We start from the raw sequence: 18,816 nt of genomic DNA, 5'->3' as shown, positions 1-18,816 counted from the left end.
CGAGCGTCATTCGGCTTCGAGTTCGAGAACGTCCGCTTCGGTGGGGTCGTCGGGCAATCGCTCGATGCAGTCGAAACAGAGGAAGTGTTCGGTGCCGTCGCGGAGTTCGAGCGTCATCCCACCCGTACCCTGCGGGTCCGACGACCACAGCCCCGAGATACCCCCACCGATGGGGACGGCGTCGCCGCAGGCGTCGCAAGACTCCTTGGCCATAGGTGGAGTAGGCAATCCGGCAGCAAAAGGCGTCCGGCCTACGACGGCGGATTGATCGCGAGACCGTCGACGACGAACGGAGTCGGTCGAGGTCTTCGGCGTGAAAACCGTTTTGTCTCGTGGTAGCGAACCACACGTATGCGCGTCGACTGTGAGGGCTGTGCCGGTTGCTGTATCGACTGGCGCGCGGTCGCCCCCGACGCCGTCGACCTCGACCACGAGCGCCGCGGCGGGTTGGTCCCGCTGGACGACACGTACAACCTCGTACCGCTGTCCAGCGACGAGGTGCGGGCGTTCGTCCGGGCTGGGGTCGGCGACGCGATGACCCCACGGCTGTTCGACGCCCGCGAAGGACCGTCCGTCTCCGTCGACGGCCACGACATCGCCGCCGTCGGCGACCGTCCCGCCTTCTTCGTCGGATTGCGGAAGTCGCCGAAACCGGTCGGCCCCTTCGGTCGGGACCCCGCGTGGCTCCCGAGCTGCGTCTTCCTGGACCCCGAGACGCTACAGTGTCGCATCCACGGCGATGACCGCTATCCCGACGCCTGCGGCACGTATCCGGCGGACAACCTCGCGCTCGCCGCCGAAACCGAATGCGAGCGCGTCGAAACGGCCTTCGGCAGGGACCGACTTCTCGACGCCAATCCCGGCGACGCGACGCCACTTCTCGGGACCGGCGCCCTCGGCGCGACGGTGTTCGCCCATCCCGACGTCGACCGACTGTCGGGCCGGGTCGACCGCATCGCCGCCGGGAACCCGACCGCCGAAGACCGCGCGGAGTTCCTCGCCGTCGCCGCCGCCTCCCGACCCGGCAGCCTCGATATCGACACCGACCGCTACGAGACGGCCCGCGAAGCGGTTCTCGACGCCGATTCGTGGGTCGGCCGGACCATCGCCGAGTGGAACCGACGGGCCGACACCGACGACCCCGACCCCACACTCGGACGGGACGTGGAGGAACGACTCGACGCCCCCGAAACGCCCGGTTGGGATTAAGAGGTCGGCGCCCGTTCTATGGGTATGCGCGTACTCGTAACCGGGGCGAGTGGGTTCGTGGGGAGCCGTCTCGTTCCAGCCCTCCAACGACGGGGCCACGACGTGGTCGCTCTGGTCAGAGACATCGAGCGATACGACGCCCCCGACGGCGTCGAGGTGGTCGAGGGCGACCTCCTGAACCCACCCGTCGAGGTGCCGCCGGTCAAGGCCGCCTACTATCTCGTCCACTCGATGGGGACCGGCGGCGACTTCCAGTCGCGGGACCGACTGGCCGCCCGCACCTTCGTCGATGCAGTCGAGGCCGCAGACGTCGAGCGCGTCGTCTACCTCGGGGGGTTGGGCGACGACCGCGACGAACTGTCCGAACACCTCCGGTCGCGACGCGAGGTCGAACACATCCTCGCCTCCGGCGAGTTCGAGTTGACGACGCTACGGGCCGCCATCATCGTCGGCGAAGGGTCGGCGAGCTTCGAGCTCATCACCCAACTGGCCGACCGCCTGCCGGTGATGGTGACGCCGCGGTGGGTCCGCACCGAGTGTCAGCCCATCTTCGTCGACGACGTCGTCGGCTATCTGGTCGGCGTCCTCGACGCCCCCGAAACCGCCGGCGAGACGTTCGAAATCGGCGGCCCGGACGTGCTGACGTATCAGGAGATACTCGAACACACCGCCCGGTTGCTGTCCGGCCGGGCGCCGGTCGTTCTCCCGGTTCCCATCCTCTCGCCGGGACTGTCTGCGGGGTGGCTGTGGCTGCTGACGGACGTGCCGTTGTCGGTTGCGAAGCCACTCGTCGCCGGCCTGCGCAACACCGTCGTCGTCACCGACCGCCGCATCGACGAGTTCGTCGACGTCGAACCGACGCCGTTCGACGAGGCCGTCCGGCAGGCGCTCGGCGACCGAGCCATCGTGAGCGAAACGCCAGCCCCGGAGCCGGAGCCCTGAATGCGGCCGGAGTACGGCGAGACGTGGGTCTACGAGAGCATCATCGGCGCGCTTCCGGGGGTCGACATCTCACGTGGCGCCGCCATCGCCATCCAGTTGGCCGTCTTCGAAACCGCCGTCCTCGCGTTGGCGTGGTACTACGACCTCTGGAACGCGGCGGTGGCGGGAACTGCCGCCGTCGTCGTCGCTGCCGTCGGGAGCGTCGAGATGCTTCGCATCAGTCGCGCCGCGCGAGCGCCCCCCAGCCCGGAGCCCTACCGGCGACTGCTGTTCGGCTCCAGCGTGGAGGTCGTCCTCGCCGTGTTGGCGTTCGTCGCACTCGTCACCCACCTGTTCGTCTTCGACCCCGGAGCCGGCGGCTCGCTCGTCGAAACGCTGTTCGGCCCCGAGCCGCCGATACTGGTCGTCTACCTGACGCTGTTGATTCTGTGGGACCTCTGTTATCGCATCGGGACCGGCTGGTGGACCGCCGTCGTCGCGCTGTGGCGGTCGGGGCGCTATCGGTTCGACGCCGACGCCGTCGACACGCTCCGGCGGGCCGACGCCGAAACCCTCGGCTTCGCGGCCGTCCAGTTGCTGTTGGTCCCGTTCGTCGTCGACTACCCCGTGTTGCTCGCTGCCCTCGTCGGCCACGTGCTGGCCGTGGCGGTTGTCGTCGCGCTGTCGCTCACCCTACTGACGCTCCGAGAACGGTGAACCGCTACTGCGACTGCATCTGCTTGAACTGGTCGAGGAGTGCTTCCGCCGAGTCGCCGGAGTCGTACTCTATGGAGCCTTCGTAGTTCGTCCGCTCGTCGTCGAAGGCGGCATCGACGGTCGAGGCCTTCTGCTCACGTCGCTCGTGTTCGTCCTCGTCATAGGCACCCATTGACATGGTAACTGTACGCACCTAACGAGTTCTTGGTAATCAATGTAACGGATAATATGAAGGGTTATTTATGTATTCGCTCCGGGACGGCTCCGGGGTTCCGTCGCCATCCGGTCGGATATGCGTAATCGGTAAACCCGCTGACGTGCTACGACGAGTGTGGCAGGTCCCCTCCGTTTCCGTCGGTCCGAGAAGACGTGGACGCGACAGAGCGTCCGCGAACAGTTACTACAGCCGCTGAATCAGTCCTTCGGCGCACGCATCGAAGAGCCGTGGTTCACCATCGGCGACGACCGCTACGACGCCCTCCGGTTGGAGATGGACAACGGCGACTTCGCGCTGTTCTGTTTCCGACCCGGCCGGGCCTACTGGCTCGGCAACACCGAGACGCCCGAGGCACTGTGGCGCACCGACAAGGAGACGTTCACCGAGGCGCCCTATGCCGTCTCCCGGTGGGCACAGCGGGAACTCACCGCCCGCATCGAGGTGACCGACCCCTGGCTCGCCGACTACGAGTACGTGACGTGGTTCTTCCTCCCGGTCTTCGGCTCGAAGGACGGCCGGGACAGCACCCGTCGGTTCTTCGCCGAGGACGCCGCCGGCTTCCCGGATGCCAGTTCCGAAGAGGGGCTCGCCTTCTACGAGTCGCTGCTGCAGACCGGGAGTCTCGACGCCCACCGGTACACGATGGCCTCGAAACTCGGCACCTCCCCCGGATACGACCTCACGCGGATGCGGGCGACTATGGCGGAGTTCAACGTCGCCAAACTGCTGACGGACGCCGGCCTCGACTTCGAACCCGAGGTCGAACAGGACAGCGGCCACGCGCTGGATTTCGCCGTCGACGACGACCTCGTCGAGGTGACCCGTCCCGAACCGCCGGCGCGTCGGTCCCACGCCGACCACCCCGTCGCCGCCGTCAAGGAGACCGGCGGCGCAAAGCGGAGCGACCAGTTGGCGAAACACCCCGATTCGGCGCTGTTCATCGACTGTACCTCCTTTACCGAGACGGAGTGGAACGCCGTCGCCGGCGAGCAACCCGGCGTCGGCCACGAACCCACCGTCGTCTTCCGTGCCCGCCCGACCGGCCGCATCGAAGGCTACCGGTACGGGAAACTCCCGTTCGACCTCGACGGCAGCGTCGAGTGGGTGTAACCGCATCCGGCGAAAGGGTGGGTATCTAAGTACCGCCGTAGCAAATTTTGCCACATGGAGACGCTTCTGTTGAACCGAGACGACGTGGGCGAAAACGCCCGCATGGAGGAGGTCATCGTCGCCGTCGAGGAGGCCTTCGCCGCCTACCAGCACGGGGACGTACAGATGCCGGCGAAGTCCTACATCGACCTGCCGGAGTACAACGGCGACTTCCGGTCGATGCCGGCGTACATGGCCGCCGACGACTGGGACGCTGCGGGCATCAAGTGGGTGAACGTCCACACGGACAACCCCGAGAAGTACGACCTCCCAACCGTGTTGGGGACGATGATTTACTCCGACCCGCGGAACGCCTTCCCGCTCGCGCTCATGGACGGGACGACGCTCACCCGGAAGCGAACCGGCGCGGCGGCGGCCGTCGCCACCGACCACCTCGCGGTCGCCGACGCGACATCGCTGGGCATCGTCGGGGCCGGCGTCCAGTCGTACACCCAACTGGAAGCCATCAGCGTCGTCCGGGACATCGACACCGTCGTCGTCGCCGACAAGCGCGACGACGCCGTCGAGGCCTTCGTCGACCGCTTCGGCGACGAGTTCGACGTTCGCGGCGGCTCCATCGCCGAGGCCGCACAGTGCGACGTGCTCTCGACAGTGACGCCCGTCGAGTCACCCATCGTCTCCGCGGAGGACGTGGGCGACCACACCCACATCAACGCGATGGGGGCCGACGCGCCCGGCAAGAACGAACTCGGCGAGGAAATCGTCGCCAACGCGAAACTCGTCATCGACGACTACGAGCAGTGTACCCACTCCGGGGAAATCAACGTCCCGTGGAGTCGCGGCCTGCTATCCGACGAGGACCTCTACGGCGAGTTGGGCGAAATCGTCACCGGCGAGCAACCCGGACGGACGGCCGACGACGGCGTGAGCGTCTTCGATTCGACCGGACTGGCGATTCAGGACGTCGCGGCCGCCCACGTCGTCTACGAACACGCAAACGAACGGAACAACGGCACGCCCTTCGAGTTGGTCGACACCCGACTGCGTTAATCCCAGGAGACCCGTTCCCTGACGCCGCGGAGGGTTCGGGACAGCACCCACGCGACGGCCAGGAAGGGCAGTAACGGAACCAAAACCAAGAGTAGCGCCGCCACGACGACGAGCCAGCGCGGCCAGCCGTCACCGCTTTCCATCTCGCGTTTCTCACCGGAGAAGAACCGTGTCACCCCGCTCGCTGTGGCCGTCTTGAACATACGGTTCAGTCGGTTTCGAGCGGTATGAGTGTTATCCCCACACCGCCGTGACGTTCTTGGGATGGAAAGGTTAAGGGCCGGACCGACGGAAGATTCCACAACTACTCTCTCCATGCACGACGACGGCTACGACCACACCGAGGTCGAACGGCGCTGGCAGGAGGCGTGGGACGACGCCTCCGTGTATCGGACCCCCGACGACGTTTCGGACCCGACGTACGTCCTCGGGATGTACCCCTACCCCTCCGGGCAGTTGCACATGGGTCACGTCCGCAACTACACCATCACGGACGCCTACGCCCGGTATCGGCGCATGCAGGGCGACGACGTGCTCCACCCGATGGGGTGGGACGCCTTCGGCCTCCCGGCAGAGAACGCCGCCAAGGAACGCGACACGAACCCCCGCGATTGGACCTTCGACTGCATCGAGACGATGAAGGGCCAGATGGAGTCGATGGGCTTCGGCTACGACTGGGAGCGGGAAGTGACGACCTGTGTCCCCGAGTACTACAAGTGGAACCAGTGGCTGTTCCGGCGGTTCCACGAGGAAGGGTTGGCCGAGCGACGCGACGCCGAGGTGAACTGGTGTCCCTCCTGTGAGACGGTGTTGGCCGACGAACAGGTCGAAGGCGACGACGAACTCTGCTGGCGCTGTGACACACCCGTCGAGTCCCGCGAACTCGACCAGTGGTTCCTGAAAATCACCGAGTACGCCGACGAACTGGTCGACTACATCGACGAACTGGAGGGGTGGCCCGACTCCGTCCGGCAGATGCAGCGCAACTGGATTGGCCGGCAGTACGGGACGCGGCTGACGTTCGATGTGGAGGGTCACGGCCCCGTCGAAGCCTTCACCACCCGCGTCGACACCATCTTCGGCGCGACGTTCTTCGCGCTGGCGCCGGACCACCCCATCAGCGAGCAGTTGATTGAGGAAGACGACGCCGTCCACGAGTTCGTCCACCACGAGGCAGACCCCGACGGCGACGAGCCGAACGGCGTCGAGACGGACCTGACGGCGACGAACCCGATTACCGGCGAGGAAATTCCGGTCTTCGTCGCCGACTTCGTGCTGTCGGACGTGGGGACGGGTGCGCTGATGGGCGTCCCCGGCCACGACCACCGCGACCACGACTTCGCCGAGAAGATGGGCGTCGACATCGAACCGGTCATCGCGCCCAGCGAGGACGAGGTACCCGACATCAGCGAGGAGGCCTTCACCGACGACGGTGTGTTGGTCAACTCCGGGGAGTACTCGGGACTGGACAGCGAGACCGCACGCGAGCGGTTGACCGAGGACATCGACAGCGCCGAAACCGATACCCAGTACCGCCTGCGCGATTGGGGTATCTCCCGGCAGCGCTACTGGGGGACGCCGATTCCGGTCGTCCACTGTGACGACTGTGGCCCCGTGCTCGTCCCCGGGGAGGACCTGCCCGTCGAGCTGCCCGAGTTCGTCAACACGACCGGGAACCCGCTGGACGAAGCCGACGAGTGGAAACAGACGAGTTGTCCGGACTGTGGCGGCGAGGCGACCCGCGAAACGGACACGATGGACACCTTCGTCGACTCCTCGTGGTACTTCCTGCGGTACGTCTCCCCCGGACTCGACGAGGCGCCGTTCGACCTCGAACGGGCCAACGACTGGATGCCCGTCGACCAGTACGTCGGCGGCATCGAACACGCCGTGATGCACCTGCTGTACTCGCGGTTCGTCACGAAGACGCTGGCCGACCACGAGGGACTCGACCACCGGGAACCGTTCGAGAACCTCTTGGCGCAGGGGATGGTGCAGTTGGAGGGCGAGAAGATGTCGAAATCGGTCGGTAACGTCGTCTCCCCCCCAGCGAATCGTCGAGGAGTACGGCGCCGACACCGCCCGCCTGTTCATGATGCAGGCCGCCCAACCCGAACGGGACTTCGACTGGACCGAGGAGGGCGTCCAATCGGCGTACGCCTTCCTGACGCGACTGAAAGACGTGACCGAGACGTTCGCCGCGGGCGACATCGAGACCACCGACGACCCGGGTTCGGTCACCGGCTACGTCGAAGACGAAATCGAGGCCGCCGTCACGATTGCCGGTGAGGAGTACGACGAACTGACGTTCAACACGGCGCTTCGGGAGGCGCAGTCGCTGGTCGGCACCCTCCGGCAGTATCGGGATTACACCGCCGTCGACCCCGCCGTCTTCGAGCGTGGACTGGTGACGGCCGTGAAACTGCTGGCGCCCGTCTCACCCCATATCGCCGAAGAACTGTGGGAGGAGTTGGGCCACGACGGCTTCGCCGTCGACGCCGACTGGCCCGACGCCGCGGCCGACCGCGAAACCGTCGAGAAGCGCCGCCGACTCGTCGAGAACACCCGCGAGGACGTCCGCGAAATCAGCGACGTGGCCGGCATCGACGACCCCGAGCGCATCGACATCGTCGTCACGCCAGAGTGGAAGTACGAGGCGCTGGAAATCGCCATCGACAGCGACGCGCCGAACGTCATCGGCGAGTTGATGCAACACGACGACATCAAACGCCACGGCGACGACGCCGCCGCCTACGGACAGGACCTTCAGGAGAACCGCGAGGCGCTCCAGCGGACGCTCGACCCCGACACCGAGTTCGAGGCGCTGGAAGCCGCCGCGTGGCTCGTCAAGCGGGAGTTCGACGCCGATGTGCAGGTGTTGGCCGCCGAAGCGGCCGACGAGGAGGTCGCAGGGCGGGCCGAACCCGGTCGACCGGCCATCGACATCGAGGAGTAGCACGAGGGTTTTTTTCGGCGGGCTCCGGTAGCCCAGCTCGTGGGCAGCCACGCCGACCGTGTGACCGCCGAGTTGGCCGCCGCGCTCGCGGAGCGACGCCCCGACGTCACGTGGACCACCGAACACTACGTCGGCCGAACGCCGGTCGACGTGGCCGGGGAGGGAAACGGACGCGTCTTCGTCGAAATCGAGTGGCGGCGGGCCGACCCCGCGAACAACACGGTGAAACTGTTTAGGCACCTCTCGGACAGCGGCGTCGACGGACCGGTGTCGGTGGTGCAGTTGTTCACCCGCTACTACGACCTCAACTCCGGCGGTGTCTCCTCGAAGCGAGCAAACGCCGAGTTCGTCGGCGAGCGCATCGCCTCGACGTTCGACCACGTGAGTTACGAGGCGGCGACTCTCGACATCGACCCGCCGAAGCGAGGGGGTACTCTCACCGAGGGGTGGCAGAAGGAGGTCGAGGCGGCCGCCGACGAATTGGTCGAGGAGTTGTAGCCGTCGTCGCGAATATATAGTCAGCCAAAGCGTCGAGTTTGGGCAGGCCATTCGAGTCAGTTCGGAACGGATAGCAACCGAGTGGTCGTTTCTCGGTAGCCGGTGACCCACCACCCTGATTCGTTCGGTGACAAGTAATCAAGGGACTGCTGGAGGATAGCTCCACAACATCACCGGAATCGGGGCTTGAACGTGCGTGAGAAGGACACCCAATGTACCACTGTATAAATCTATATAGAACACATAGCACCCTTCTTATTCGATTGTCCGTTTGGTTCGGATGATGACAGACGACCCGAACGGCGGTCGCAGTGGGTTCGAATCGAGTAGCCGACGACGGTTCCTGCTCTCCGGGGCGGCGCTGGCCGCTGGAGGGCTTGCAGGCTGTACCGAAACGCCCGGCAGCGGCGGGAACGGCAACGGCAACGGAGGCGGCGACTCACTTTCGGGCGACATCGCCATCGCCGGGTCCAGCACCGTCTTCCCGCTGATGGAGGCCGTCGCGGCGGCCTTCGAGGCCGAACACCCCGACGTGAGCATGGACATCAGTTCCACCGGCTCCGGTGGCGGCTTCTCGAACTTCTTCTGTCCCGGACAGACGGACTTCAACAACGCGAGTCGGCCCATCAAGGAGGAAGAAGAACAACTCTGTTCCGACAACGGCGTCGAACCCGTCGAACTACAGGCCGCGACCGACGCGCTCACCGTCGTCGTCAACAACGACAACGAGTTCATCGAGGACGGCTGTATCACCATCGACGAACTGAACCAGATTTGGGGCGAGGACGCCGCCGAAACGTGGAGCGAGGTCCGCGACGGCTGGCCCGACGAGGAAATCGAACGCTACGGCGCCGCCGAGACGTCCGGCACGTTCGATTACTTCACCGAGACGGTCAACGGCGAGAGCGGCGCCCACACCGACGACTACCAGGCGACCGAACGCGACAACACCATCGTCCAAGGGGTGCAGGGGAGTCAGTACGCCATCGGCTACTTCGGCTTCTCGTATTACTTCAACAACCCCGACCAGGTGACGGCCCTGAAGGTCGACGGTGGCGACGGCTGTGTGCCGCCGTCGCTGGAGACGGCCTCGAACGGCGAGTACACGCCCCTGTCGCGGCCGCTTTTCACCTACGCCTCGAAGAGTTCGCTGGCAGAAGAACACATCGCGGAGTTCGCCCGCTTCTTCGTCGAGCAGGCCGGCAACGAGGAACTCGTCGCCCAGCAGGTCGGCTACGTCCCACTGACCGACGAACAGCAGAGCGAGGTCATGGACCGTCTCGAAACGGCTATACAGGAAGCGCAGAACTAGTCGATAGATACGATGGACCGGACCGCTGACGGGAGTGGCCGATTCCGGAGGGACGAAACGTGAGCGACGCCCCCGATGGACCGGAGTTGACTCGGTCCAACGGCTGGCAACGACTCCGCGAGGGAACCTACGGCGGGTTGTTCGCCGTCTGTGCGCTGCTGTCGGTGCTCACCACCGTCGGCATCGTCGTCACGCTGTTCGTCGACGCCTCCGCGTTCTTCGCCAACTACTCGGCCGTCGATTTCCTGGCCGGCTTCGAGTGGAGTCCGAGCAACGAGGTGTTCGGCATCGTCCCGTTGGTGTTCGGCACCATCGTCGTCACGATTACGGCGGCGCTCATCGCACTCCCAATCGGGACGCTCACCGCGATTTACCTCTCCGAGTATGCCGACGCACGCACGCGGTCGATACTGAAGCCGCTGTTGGAGATACTGGCCGGCGTCCCGACGGTCGTCTACGGCTACTTCGCGCTCGTCTACGTCACGCCCGCGCTCCGGGCGACGCTGTTCCCCGAAATCAGCACGTTCAACGCCTTGTCGGCGTCGCTGATGGTCGGCATCATGACGATTCCGATGGTCTCCTCGATTAGCGAGGACGCGATGAACGCCGTTCCGGACGAACTCCGACAGGCCGGCTACGGCCTCGGGGCGACGAAGTTCGAAGTCTCGACCGGCGTCGTCGTCCCCGCGGCCGTCTCCGGCATCGCCTCCTCGTACATTCTGGCGGTGTCGCGAGCCATCGGCGAGACGATGATCGTCGTCGTCGCCATGGGCGCACAGGCGCGGTTACCGCCCGTCCAGTCGGGACTGTTCGGGATTCCCTTCATCCACCCCGCGGACGTGTTGCTCGAACCGGGACAGACCATGACCGTCGCGATGGTCCAAATCGCCGGCAGCGACTTCACCGGCGGCACCATCGCCTTCGACAGTCTCTTCGCTATCGGACTGACGCTGTTCGCGATTACGCTAGTCATGAACATCGTAAGCGACCGCATCGCGGCACGCTACCGGGAGGAGTACTGAGATGGCGACCGAAAACCGAACCGTCGAGGGCTTCGGCGGCGTGAGCAAACTCAAGGGGCGCGTCTTCGAGGCGCTGTCGCTGACCGCGTCGGTCATCGGCATCCTCGCGCTCGCGGTGTTGCTCGTCTACGTCACCATCGACGCCTTCGACCTCGCCTCGGCGAGCGAGGAGTGGTTCCTCTCGTATTTCCTCACGTTGGTCGTCCCCGTCTTCGCCTTCCTGCTGTACAGCGCCGACGACCGCCGCGTGACGAAACTGACGCTGCTCGGACTGGGCGGCGGCATGGTCGCCGTCTTCGGGGTCTTCCAGTTGCTCTCGGCGGTGGGACTGTCGGTGCCGCGGCTCTCGTGGCCGCTCGCGTACATGTTCCTCGTCGCCGTCCCGATTGGGAGCTACACTGCTTACGCGGGCCTCCAGCGACCGCTCGGCGCCGTCGGGATGGGCCTGCTCGGACGCATCGTCGGCGGGATGGGCGTCGCCGTCGCCATCACCGCGCTGTTCGTGCTTGTCGACGTTTACCAGTGGTTCCTCGCGTACTCCGTCGGTGTTCTCCCGGCGGTCGGCATCTACGCCGCCGCCAAACTCAGGGGGTACGGCCGACTCGTCTACCTGGCGCCCGTCGTCGGCATCCTCGGACTCCTCGCCTCCTGGCCGCTCCGAGGCGTGTTGGTCGTCTTCCCGAGTACGTGGCTCATCTACGTCTGGACGCTTGCGGTTCCGGTCGGCGTCGTCGCCGCAGTGCTCGTCGCCCGACGCCGAAGCACCGTCGCGGCCGCCGTGGCGGGCGTTCTCGCAATCGGCGGGGCCGCCGCCGCGGGCTTTGCGGCCGGAACGTTCGGCGTCGGCGCCAACGGTCCCGTTTTGCTGTTCGTCACCGCCGCGGTTCCGGCCGGCCTCTACGCCGACCGTACGCTCCACCGACGACGCGGACGCGGCGGCCTCCTGTTGCCGGTACTCATCGGCGGCGGCATCGTCGCCGGGGCGCTCCTCGTCGACGCGTGGGGGGTCACCGGCCCCGACCCGTGGCTCGACCCCGCCTTCGTGACGAGTGCACCCTCGCCGATTCCGGTCGAAGCCGGCCTGTATCCCGCCATCGTCGGATCGATATTCGTCATCTCGATGGTCGCCGTGCTGTCGTTCGCCCTCGGCGTCGGCACCGCCGTCTTCCTCGAGGACTACACCTCGGATACGGGCGCAGTCGGCACGATTACCCGGCTGATTCAGGTGAACATCTCGAACCTCGCCGGCGTTCCGTCCGTCGTCTACGGCCTGCTCGGATTGGGGCTGTTCGTCAACCTCCTCGGACTCGGCTTCGGGACCGTCGTCGTCGCCTCGATTACACTGTCGCTGCTCATCCTTCCCATCGTCGTCATCTCCGCACAGGAGGCCATTCGGTCGGTCCCCGACGACATGCGACAGGCCTCCTACGGGATGGGCGCGACCCGCTGGCAGACGACGAAGAACGTCGTCCTCCCGGAAGCGATGCCCGGCATCCTCACCGGAACTATCCTCTCGCTGGGGCGGGCCATCGGCGAGACGGCACCGCTCATCATGATTGGCGCACCGACGACGAACTTCAGCCCGCCGACGGCGCTGTTCGACCGCGTCAGCGCCATGCCGATGCAGATTTACGCGTGGTCCAGTTCCGCGAAACCCGAGTTCCAGTACGGCGTGATGGCCGCCGGCGTCGTCGTCCTGCTCGTGGTGCTCATCGGGATGAACGCGACGGCGATACTGATTCGGAACCGCTACGAGCGAAGCGACGGCTGATTACGCCTCGAAGACGAGTCGCTCCTTTTCGGCCCGCGAGAGCTGCTTTATCTCGTACTCCCGAGACATCGCCGCGGACTTCGAATCGAAGGATTCGCTATAAACGAGTTCGACTGGCGTGCGACCGCGGGTGTACTTCGCGCCCTCGCCGGCGTCGTGTTCTCGGACCCGCCGCTGTACGTCGGTCGTGTAGCCGGTGTACAGCGACCCGTCGACGCACTCGATGACGTACACGTAGTGGTCGACCGAGTCGCTACTCATTGTCGGCGTCGGTAGAACGAGGCACCCTGTGGTTGGAACACAGTGCTACGACCGCAGGGCCGTTACTCGTGGGCACGGTCTCGCGAAACCTCGGCGATGCCGGCGTTCGCAGAGCAGTTCGGACAGGCATGCACCCGTCCGCCTTCGTCCGCGAACACCCGGGCAAACCGGTCGGAGACGTGCGCGTCACAGTGGTCACACCTGGGCATTCTGGCCGCCGACGCGGATATCCCTCGTCGGCTACCTTTTAGTTGGTTCTCTAGACACAAATACCCTCGCCAAACCGTACCATACAGCCGGTTTTCGGCCATGTTAGCACGGCCGAGTCACGACTCCGAACGGGCCGACGACACCGTCCGTGCGATGAGTCCCGCCTGCGACCCGGCGGTGAAGCCCGCATCGACGTTGACGACCGTAATCGGCGTACAGGATTGCAGCATACCGGCGAGGGCGGCCTCCCCGCGGCCGCCGTGGCCGTAGCCCGTCGAGACGGGCAATCCGATGAGTGGCACGTCGACGAGCCCCGCAGCGACCGTCGGAAGGGCGCCTTCCCGGCCCGCCGCGACGATTAACACGTCCGCCGCCCGGAGTTCCTCGAGCCGGTCGAACAGCCGAGCGATACCGGCGACACCCACGTCGTCGACGAACTCGACGGTCGCGCCCATCTCCTCGGCGACGACCGCGGCCTCGCCCGCGGCGGCGGCGTCTGAGGTCCCCGCAGTGACGACGGTGACCGTCGCATCGAGGTCCGGTGCATCGTAGTCGGAGGCGTGGACGACGAGCGTCCGAGCGCGGGCGTCGCGTTCGATATCGGCGTCGGGGACCTCGTCGGCCAACCGAGTTTTGCAGGCGTCGACCGCGTCGTCGTCGGCCCGCGTGACCAACGCGGCTCCGGTCGTCTCGACCGCTGTAGCGGCCATCGACGCCGTCTCCTGGGGTGTCTTACCCGCCGCGAGTATCGCCTCGGGGATGCCGGTTCTCGACTCTCGGGCGGCGTCGAACCGCCCCGCTTCCGTTCGTGCGTAGCCGCTGAGTTCGGCTTGGGCCTCGGCGGGCGAGAGGTCGCCGTCGGCGACCGCATCGAGTATATCGCGCATGGTGACCGTTCGGACCCCCGAACGGGAAACTCTCGCGGTTCCGCACGCGACCGATACCGGGAATTACCGTCAGCGCGCGCGAGACGGGACGTACCGCCCGAACGGCCGCACGACGGTGACGGCCAGCCACAAAGGCTACAAAACCCCGGGAACTACAGCCGGGTTCATCCCGGTTCTTCACGCTAAACCGGCGGTAGAAGCGGCGAGACCGCCCACGATTGGGAACTTATATAAAGGACCCCGGACAAACCGCGGCTTGTATGGCAGACCTAATCGTCAAAGCCGCTGTGAAGGAAGCGCTGGATGACATGAACGTTGCCTCCGACTTCTACGACGCCCTCGACGAGGAAGTCGAGGAGATCCTCGAGGACGCCGCCCGGCGTGCCGAGGCCAACGACCGGAAGACGGTCCAGCCGCGCGACCTGTAAGGTCGAGAACCTCCGTTCCGTTTTTTCGACGCAACCCTCCCAAGCGGTAGCGCCGTCGACGGGAATCGCTACCGACGAACGTCGACAGCATCTTCGCTACCGACGTGAATCTCGTCGGCCAACCCGACGAACAGCCCGTGTTCGACGACGCCCGGCAGCGCCGAGAGGTCGGCCGCGAGCGCCTCCGCATCGGCAATAGCGCCGAACGTACAGTCGACGACGAGGTTGCCGTTGTCGGTGACGACGGGGCCGTCTTTCCGTTCGGCGGCCCGTAGTTCCGGCGTCCCGTCGAGGGCTTCCAGTTCCCGCTCGACGACGGGGGCCGCATCGGGGAGTACCTCGACCGGAACGTCCGCGTCCAGCGGTTCGGCCAGTTTCGTCTCGTCGACGACGACGAGGAACCGCTCGGCGGCGCTGTCGACGAGTTTCTCCCGAGCGTGGGCCGCGCCGCCGCCCTTTATCAACTCGAAGTCGGCCACCTGGTCGGCGCCGTCGATGGCCACGTCGGGCGTCGCCTCCGCGAGCGTCGTCAGTGGAATACCCACTTCCCGAGCGAGTCGGCGGGCGCCGTGTGAGGTCGGGATGCCGCGAATGTCGAGGCCCGAATCCACCCGCCGGCCGAGTTCACGGATGGCGTAGGCGGCCGTCGACCCCGTCCCGAGGCCGACGACAGCGCCGTCGGAGACGGCGTCGGCGGCGCTCTCGCCCGCACGGCGCTTGGCGTCGTCGGTTCCGCCCTGCTGTTTCATGTGCGCGAGTCGTGCCGACGCGGAAAAAGCCCTTGCGGTGACGACTCCGAACAAGGGTATGGAGTGTACCTACTGTGGCAGCGACCTCGCGAACTACGACCCGGTGTTCGTCGAAGCGACCGAAGACGACGAACGCGTTCCCGTCGGCGGTTTCTGCAACTACGCCTGTCTCTCCGCATACATCGACGAGGAGGCGTTGACGTACGGCGACGCCTGCGAGTGGGCCCCCGAGGAGTAAGCCGGACGGCTAGGGTTTTGAGGCCGGCCCGTGAGTTCGGAGTATGTTCGGAACGAGCGGTATCCGCGGACCCGTCGGGGAGGTCGTGACCGCCGAGTTGGCGCTGCAGGTGGGGCGAGCGGTCGGCGCCGAAACCGACCGGGTCGTCGTCGGCCGGGACGCCCGCGACAGCGGCGCCCTCCTCGTCGATTCGCTGATCGCCGGCCTCCGCGAGACGGGCACCGACGTCATCGATTTGGGCGTGGCGGCGACGCCGACGGTCGGCCGCGCCGTCGCGTGGCGGGACGCCGATTCGGGCGTCGTTGTGACCGCGAGTCACAACCCACCAGAGGACAACGGATTGAAACTGTGGCAGCCGACGGGACAGGCATACGGCGCCGCAGACCGCGAGCGCATCACCGAACGCATCGAAGCCGACGACCCCGAGTTGGCCGCGTGGGACGGGCTCGGAACCCGAATATCGGGCGACGAGCGGAAGCGACACGTCGAGGCGCTCGTCGAGGCCGCTGGCGGGCCGGACGCGCTCGACCTCTCGGTTGCCGTCGACCTCGGCAACGGCGCCGGCGGAATCAGCGCCGACGCCCTCATCGAGGCCGGCTGTGACGTGGAGACGCTGAACGCCCAACCGGACGGTCGGTTCCCGGGACGACCCTCGGAACCGACCCCGGAGAACTGCACTGCGCTCTCACATCTCGTCGCCGGGGGCGGCTACGACCTCGGAATCGCCCACGACGGCGACGCCGACCGGATGCGGGCGGTCGCCGACGACGGCACCTTCCTCTCGGGAGATACCTTGCTCGCGCTGTTCGCCGCCGACGCAGCCGAGGCGGGCGAGTCCGTTGCCCTCCCCGTCGACACCAGCCTCGCAGTCGAGGACTTCCTCGCCGAGCGCGACGTTGGTGTCGTCCGAACCCCGGTCGGCGACGCCTTCGTCTCGGAGGCCGCCGCCGAACCGGGGGTGGCCTTCGGCGGCGAACCATCTGGAGCGTGGATTTGGCCCGAGGAGACGCTGTGTCCCGACGGCCCGCTGGCGGCGGCACGAATCGCCGCCCTCGCCGCCGACAGGCCGCTTTCGGAACGCGTCGACGACATTCCGACGTACCCGATTCGGCGAGCGAACGTCGAATGCGAGGACAAAGTCGCCGTCATGGAGGGCGTCGAACGGCGCGTTCACGACGCCTACGACGACGTGGAGACGATGGACGGCGTCCGCGTCGGAACCGACGACGGGTGGTTCCTCGTTCGAGCCAGCGGGACCGAGTCGCTCGTCAGGGTCACCGCCGAGGCACGGGACGCCGACCGCGCGGAGGAACTGCTACAGCAGGCGCTGGAACTGCTCGAAGCGAGTCGGTGAAAGCGACGGAGAAACGGTCAGGAGCCGGTTTCGGTCACGTGCGACGGGTCGAACGCGCCTCGCGAACGTCCGAACCGTCGCGAATCTTGTCTTCGCACTGGGGGCAGACGCGTGGATTCTCGATTCCGTTCGGCGTGAAAACCCGTGCGTACGCTGCCGTCACGAACGCGCCACAGTTCTGGCATTCCGGCATGTCAGGTAGGTTGGACCCGACACACATAATAATAGCGTGTGAACGGATGCCGAACCACGAGGGAGAACCGCTCGGACGCCCGAAAACCCGAGTTTCGTGAAGGACCGTGAACGTTACAGTTTCACAACAACTCCAACAGCGCGTCGACGTCGGCCGCCGTGTTGAAGACGTGGACCGACGCGCGAACGTCGCCCGACGGAACGTCGCGGACCGCGACACCCGCCTCGCTCGCTCGGGCGACGAACCCTTCGGCGTCGTCGACTTCGAAGGCGACGAGACCGGACTCGTAGGCCTGCGGCGAGACGAGTCGGTCACCAAGCCCCGCCTTCAGCCGGTCGGTCAACCGCTCGATGCGTGACTCGACGGTCGAAAATTCGATTTCGGAGAGCGTCTCGAGGCCCGCGACGAGACCGTCGTACGGCGCGACCGAACTGGTCGACACCTCGAAGCGGGCGGCTTCGGGTTTGTACTCGAGGTCCGGACCCGTCGGGTCGACCGTCCCGCTGTAGCCGATGTGTCGCGGCCGGAACTCCGCGAGTGAATCCGGGTCGACGTACAGAAACCCCGCCCCCCACGGCCCGAGCAGCCACTTGTGGCCCGAGGCACACACCGCGTCGGCGCCCCACTCGGTCACGTCGATGGGATGTTGGCCGACGGTCTGAACCGCGTCGACGACGACGAGGGCCCCCGCCTCGTGAGCGACATCGACCGCCTCGGAGACGTTCAGTCGCGTCCCGTGGAGCCAGCTCTCCGAACTGAGACAGACCAACCGCGCGTCGGCGACGGCCTCGCGGTAGGCGTCCATCGGGAGGCGCCCGTCGGGGCAGGGGACGGTGACGACCTCGATGCCCTCCGATTCGAGTCGACGCCACGGGAGGACGCCGGAAGGGTGTTCGAGGTCGGTCCGGACCACCCGGTCGCCGGCGCTCCACTCGACGGCGTTGGCGATGCGGCTGATGCCGTCGCCCGTCGAGGCGACCAGCGCCACGTGCGGCGGGGCGACAGCCGAGATATCCGGCGATATGCTCCCGGGCGGCGTCCTTCGTCTCGGCGGCAGCCTCGTAGTGGTCGCTCCGGCAGGCGTCGAACTCGTGGCTTCGCTGGGCCTCGACCGTGGCCTCGACGACGTGGCGGGGGCTCGGGCCGCTCGCACCGGTGTTCAGGTACACGCAGTCGTCACACGCCGGGATGTCCGCGCGGAGTTCTTCGGGAGTCATGTCGCGGGCTTGGCCCGCCGGCGGCAAGTGTGTGCCGACGAAGACGTTCGGACGGTCGTCGGGGAACACAACGCGCTTGAGGCTACCGCCCCTCGGGGCGCGTATGCCGACGGTTACGACCGACGGGGCGACCCTGTACTATGAACTCGCCGGCGACGACGACCGACCGACGGTGGTCTTCGTCCCCGACGCCGCGAGCGGCCCGTGGCTGTGGGGGTGGCAGGCACCATCGCTGACCGGCCCGTATCGGACGCTCGTCTACGCGCCGCGCGGCACCGACGGCTCCGATTCGGCGGCGCCGTACACCGTCGACCGGTTCGCCGCCGACCTGGAGGCCGTCCTCGCCGCCGCCGACGTTCGGCGCGTCCACCTCGTCGGCGCCGGCCTCGGAGCGATGGTCGCACTCCGGTACGCTCGGGAGTACGGTCGCGCCCGGTCGCTTTCGCTGTTCGGCGCGGCCGCTTCGGGCGACCGCGTCGACGGCGAGACACTGGCG

The 18,816-nt window shown here is 66.7% G+C and carries 19 protein-coding genes and 2 pseudogenes; 14 read left to right on the top strand and 7 right to left on the bottom strand.

Translation table 11 applies throughout. The features are described from left to right. Positions 1–6: 6 nt before the first annotated feature. Positions 7–213, bottom strand: coding sequence for a hypothetical protein (locus GJ631_RS12295; RefSeq protein WP_156709439.1), 207 nt, complete (start codon positions 211–213; stop codon positions 7–9). A gap of 138 nt (positions 214–351) precedes the next feature. Between GJ631_RS12295 and GJ631_RS12290 the strand changes: the two genes are divergently transcribed. From GJ631_RS12290 to GJ631_RS12280, 3 genes are read left to right on the top strand one after another with little or no spacing between them, the layout of a single operon-like run. After that, positions 352–1,209, top strand: a complete 858-nt coding sequence (locus tag GJ631_RS12290; RefSeq protein ID WP_156709438.1) for a YkgJ family cysteine cluster protein — start codon at positions 352–354, stop codon at positions 1,207–1,209. 24 nt (positions 1,210–1,233) lie between these two features. Further along, positions 1,234–2,151, top strand: a complete 918-nt coding sequence (locus GJ631_RS12285; RefSeq protein WP_156709437.1) for an NAD(P)H-binding protein — start codon at positions 1,234–1,236, stop codon at positions 2,149–2,151. After that, positions 2,152–2,847 (top strand): hypothetical protein, encoded by a 696-nt coding sequence (locus tag GJ631_RS12280; protein WP_156709436.1) that lies wholly within the window; start codon positions 2,152–2,154, stop codon positions 2,845–2,847. Positions 2,848–2,851: 4 nt separating this feature from the next. Here the strand turns inward: GJ631_RS12280 and GJ631_RS18640 are convergent, their stop codons facing one another. After that, entirely contained in the window at positions 2,852–3,025 is a 174-nt protein-coding gene (locus GJ631_RS18640; RefSeq protein ID WP_231753977.1) for a DUF5786 family protein, read from the bottom strand. A gap of 153 nt (positions 3,026–3,178) precedes the next feature. On the opposite strand from GJ631_RS18640, the gene GJ631_RS12275 reads away from it, so the two are divergent. Together GJ631_RS12275 and GJ631_RS12270 are read left to right on the top strand one after the other, a co-directional pair. After that, positions 3,179–4,174, top strand: a complete 996-nt coding sequence (locus tag GJ631_RS12275) for a DUF5784 family protein (RefSeq protein ID WP_370518655.1) — start codon at positions 3,179–3,181, stop codon at positions 4,172–4,174. A 54-nt stretch (positions 4,175–4,228) separates the two neighbouring features. Next, positions 4,229–5,224, top strand: coding sequence for an ornithine cyclodeaminase family protein (locus GJ631_RS12270; protein WP_156709435.1), 996 nt, complete (start codon positions 4,229–4,231; stop codon positions 5,222–5,224). On the opposite strand, the gene GJ631_RS12265 is transcribed toward GJ631_RS12270, so the two are convergent. After that, a complete protein-coding gene (locus GJ631_RS12265; protein ID WP_156709434.1) occupies positions 5,221–5,427 on the bottom strand; it encodes a hypothetical protein in 207 nt (68 codons plus the stop codon). The genes GJ631_RS12270 and GJ631_RS12265 overlap by 4 nt on opposite strands. Before the next feature lie 112 nt (positions 5,428–5,539). On the opposite strand from GJ631_RS12265, the pseudogene leuS reads away from it, so the two are divergent. From leuS to pstA, 5 genes and pseudogenes are all read left to right on the top strand, one after another. Continuing rightward, positions 5,540–8,180 (top strand): annotated as a pseudogene (gene leuS / locus GJ631_RS12260) (leucine--tRNA ligase). A 39-nt stretch (positions 8,181–8,219) separates the two neighbouring features. After that, complete coding sequence (locus GJ631_RS12255; protein ID WP_370518654.1) at positions 8,220–8,678, top strand: hypothetical protein; 459 nt, start codon at positions 8,220–8,222, stop codon at positions 8,676–8,678. 283 nt (positions 8,679–8,961) lie between these two features. After that, the gene (locus GJ631_RS12250) at positions 8,962–9,990 is read left to right on the top strand and encodes a PstS family phosphate ABC transporter substrate-binding protein (protein WP_156709433.1); all 1,029 of its coding nucleotides are present in this window, start codon (positions 8,962–8,964) and stop codon (positions 9,988–9,990) included. Positions 9,991–10,049: 59 nt separating this feature from the next. Next, positions 10,050–11,012 carry a phosphate ABC transporter permease subunit PstC gene (gene pstC, locus GJ631_RS12245; protein WP_370518653.1) on the top strand — a complete coding sequence of 321 codons (963 nt, stop codon included), beginning with the start codon at positions 10,050–10,052 and terminating at the stop codon, positions 11,010–11,012. A 1-nt stretch (position 11,013) separates the two neighbouring features. Next, the gene (pstA, locus tag GJ631_RS12240) at positions 11,014–12,783 is read left to right on the top strand and encodes a phosphate ABC transporter permease PstA (protein WP_156709432.1); all 1,770 of its coding nucleotides are present in this window, start codon (positions 11,014–11,016) and stop codon (positions 12,781–12,783) included. On the opposite strand, the gene GJ631_RS12235 is transcribed toward pstA, so the two are convergent. Both GJ631_RS12235 and larB read right to left on the bottom strand, forming a co-directional pair. After that, positions 12,784–13,044 carry a GIY-YIG nuclease family protein gene (locus GJ631_RS12235; protein WP_156709431.1) on the bottom strand — a complete coding sequence of 87 codons (261 nt, stop codon included), beginning with the start codon at positions 13,042–13,044 and terminating at the stop codon, positions 12,784–12,786. Between the two features lie 326 nt (positions 13,045–13,370). After that, positions 13,371–14,141: a nickel pincer cofactor biosynthesis protein LarB gene (gene larB, locus GJ631_RS12230; RefSeq protein WP_156709430.1), complete on the bottom strand. Its 771-nt coding sequence runs from the start codon at positions 14,139–14,141 to the stop codon at positions 13,371–13,373. Positions 14,142–14,401: 260 nt separating this feature from the next. Here larB and GJ631_RS12225 point away from each other — a divergent pair, with 260 nt between their 5' ends. Further along, a complete protein-coding gene (locus tag GJ631_RS12225; RefSeq protein WP_156709429.1) occupies positions 14,402–14,569 on the top strand; it encodes a DUF1931 domain-containing protein in 168 nt (55 codons plus the stop codon). Positions 14,570–14,637: 68 nt separating this feature from the next. Here GJ631_RS12225 and rpiA read toward each other — a convergent pair whose 3' ends face one another. Beyond that, on the bottom strand, positions 14,638–15,318 hold the full coding sequence (gene rpiA, locus GJ631_RS12220; RefSeq protein WP_156709428.1) for a ribose-5-phosphate isomerase RpiA: 681 nt from the start codon (positions 15,316–15,318) through the stop codon (positions 14,638–14,640). 58 nt (positions 15,319–15,376) lie between these two features. Here rpiA and GJ631_RS12215 point away from each other — a divergent pair, with 58 nt between their 5' ends. Together GJ631_RS12215 and glmM are read left to right on the top strand one after the other, a co-directional pair. Further along, positions 15,377–15,556 (top strand): hypothetical protein, encoded by a 180-nt coding sequence (locus tag GJ631_RS12215; RefSeq protein WP_156709427.1) that lies wholly within the window; start codon positions 15,377–15,379, stop codon positions 15,554–15,556. A gap of 43 nt (positions 15,557–15,599) precedes the next feature. Beyond that, on the top strand, positions 15,600–16,910 hold the full coding sequence (glmM, locus tag GJ631_RS12210) for a phosphoglucosamine mutase (RefSeq protein ID WP_156709426.1): 1,311 nt from the start codon (positions 15,600–15,602) through the stop codon (positions 16,908–16,910). Positions 16,911–17,224: 314 nt separating this feature from the next. On the opposite strand, the pseudogene GJ631_RS12205 reads toward glmM, so the two are convergent. After that, positions 17,225–18,320: pseudogene (locus GJ631_RS12205) on the bottom strand (aminotransferase class V-fold PLP-dependent enzyme). A gap of 103 nt (positions 18,321–18,423) precedes the next feature. On the opposite strand from GJ631_RS12205, the gene GJ631_RS12200 reads away from it, so the two are divergent. After that, a partial coding sequence (locus tag GJ631_RS12200; RefSeq protein WP_156709425.1) for an alpha/beta fold hydrolase occupies positions 18,424–18,816 on the top strand: 393 nt, incomplete at its 3' end.

This window comes from Natronomonas sp. CBA1123, assembly GCF_009741925.1.
Taxonomy (GTDB): Archaea; Halobacteriota; Halobacteria; order Halobacteriales; family Haloarculaceae; genus Natronomonas.
The sequence above is the reverse complement of the archived record's forward strand: the minus strand, read 5'-3'. Positions and strand labels throughout refer to the sequence as shown.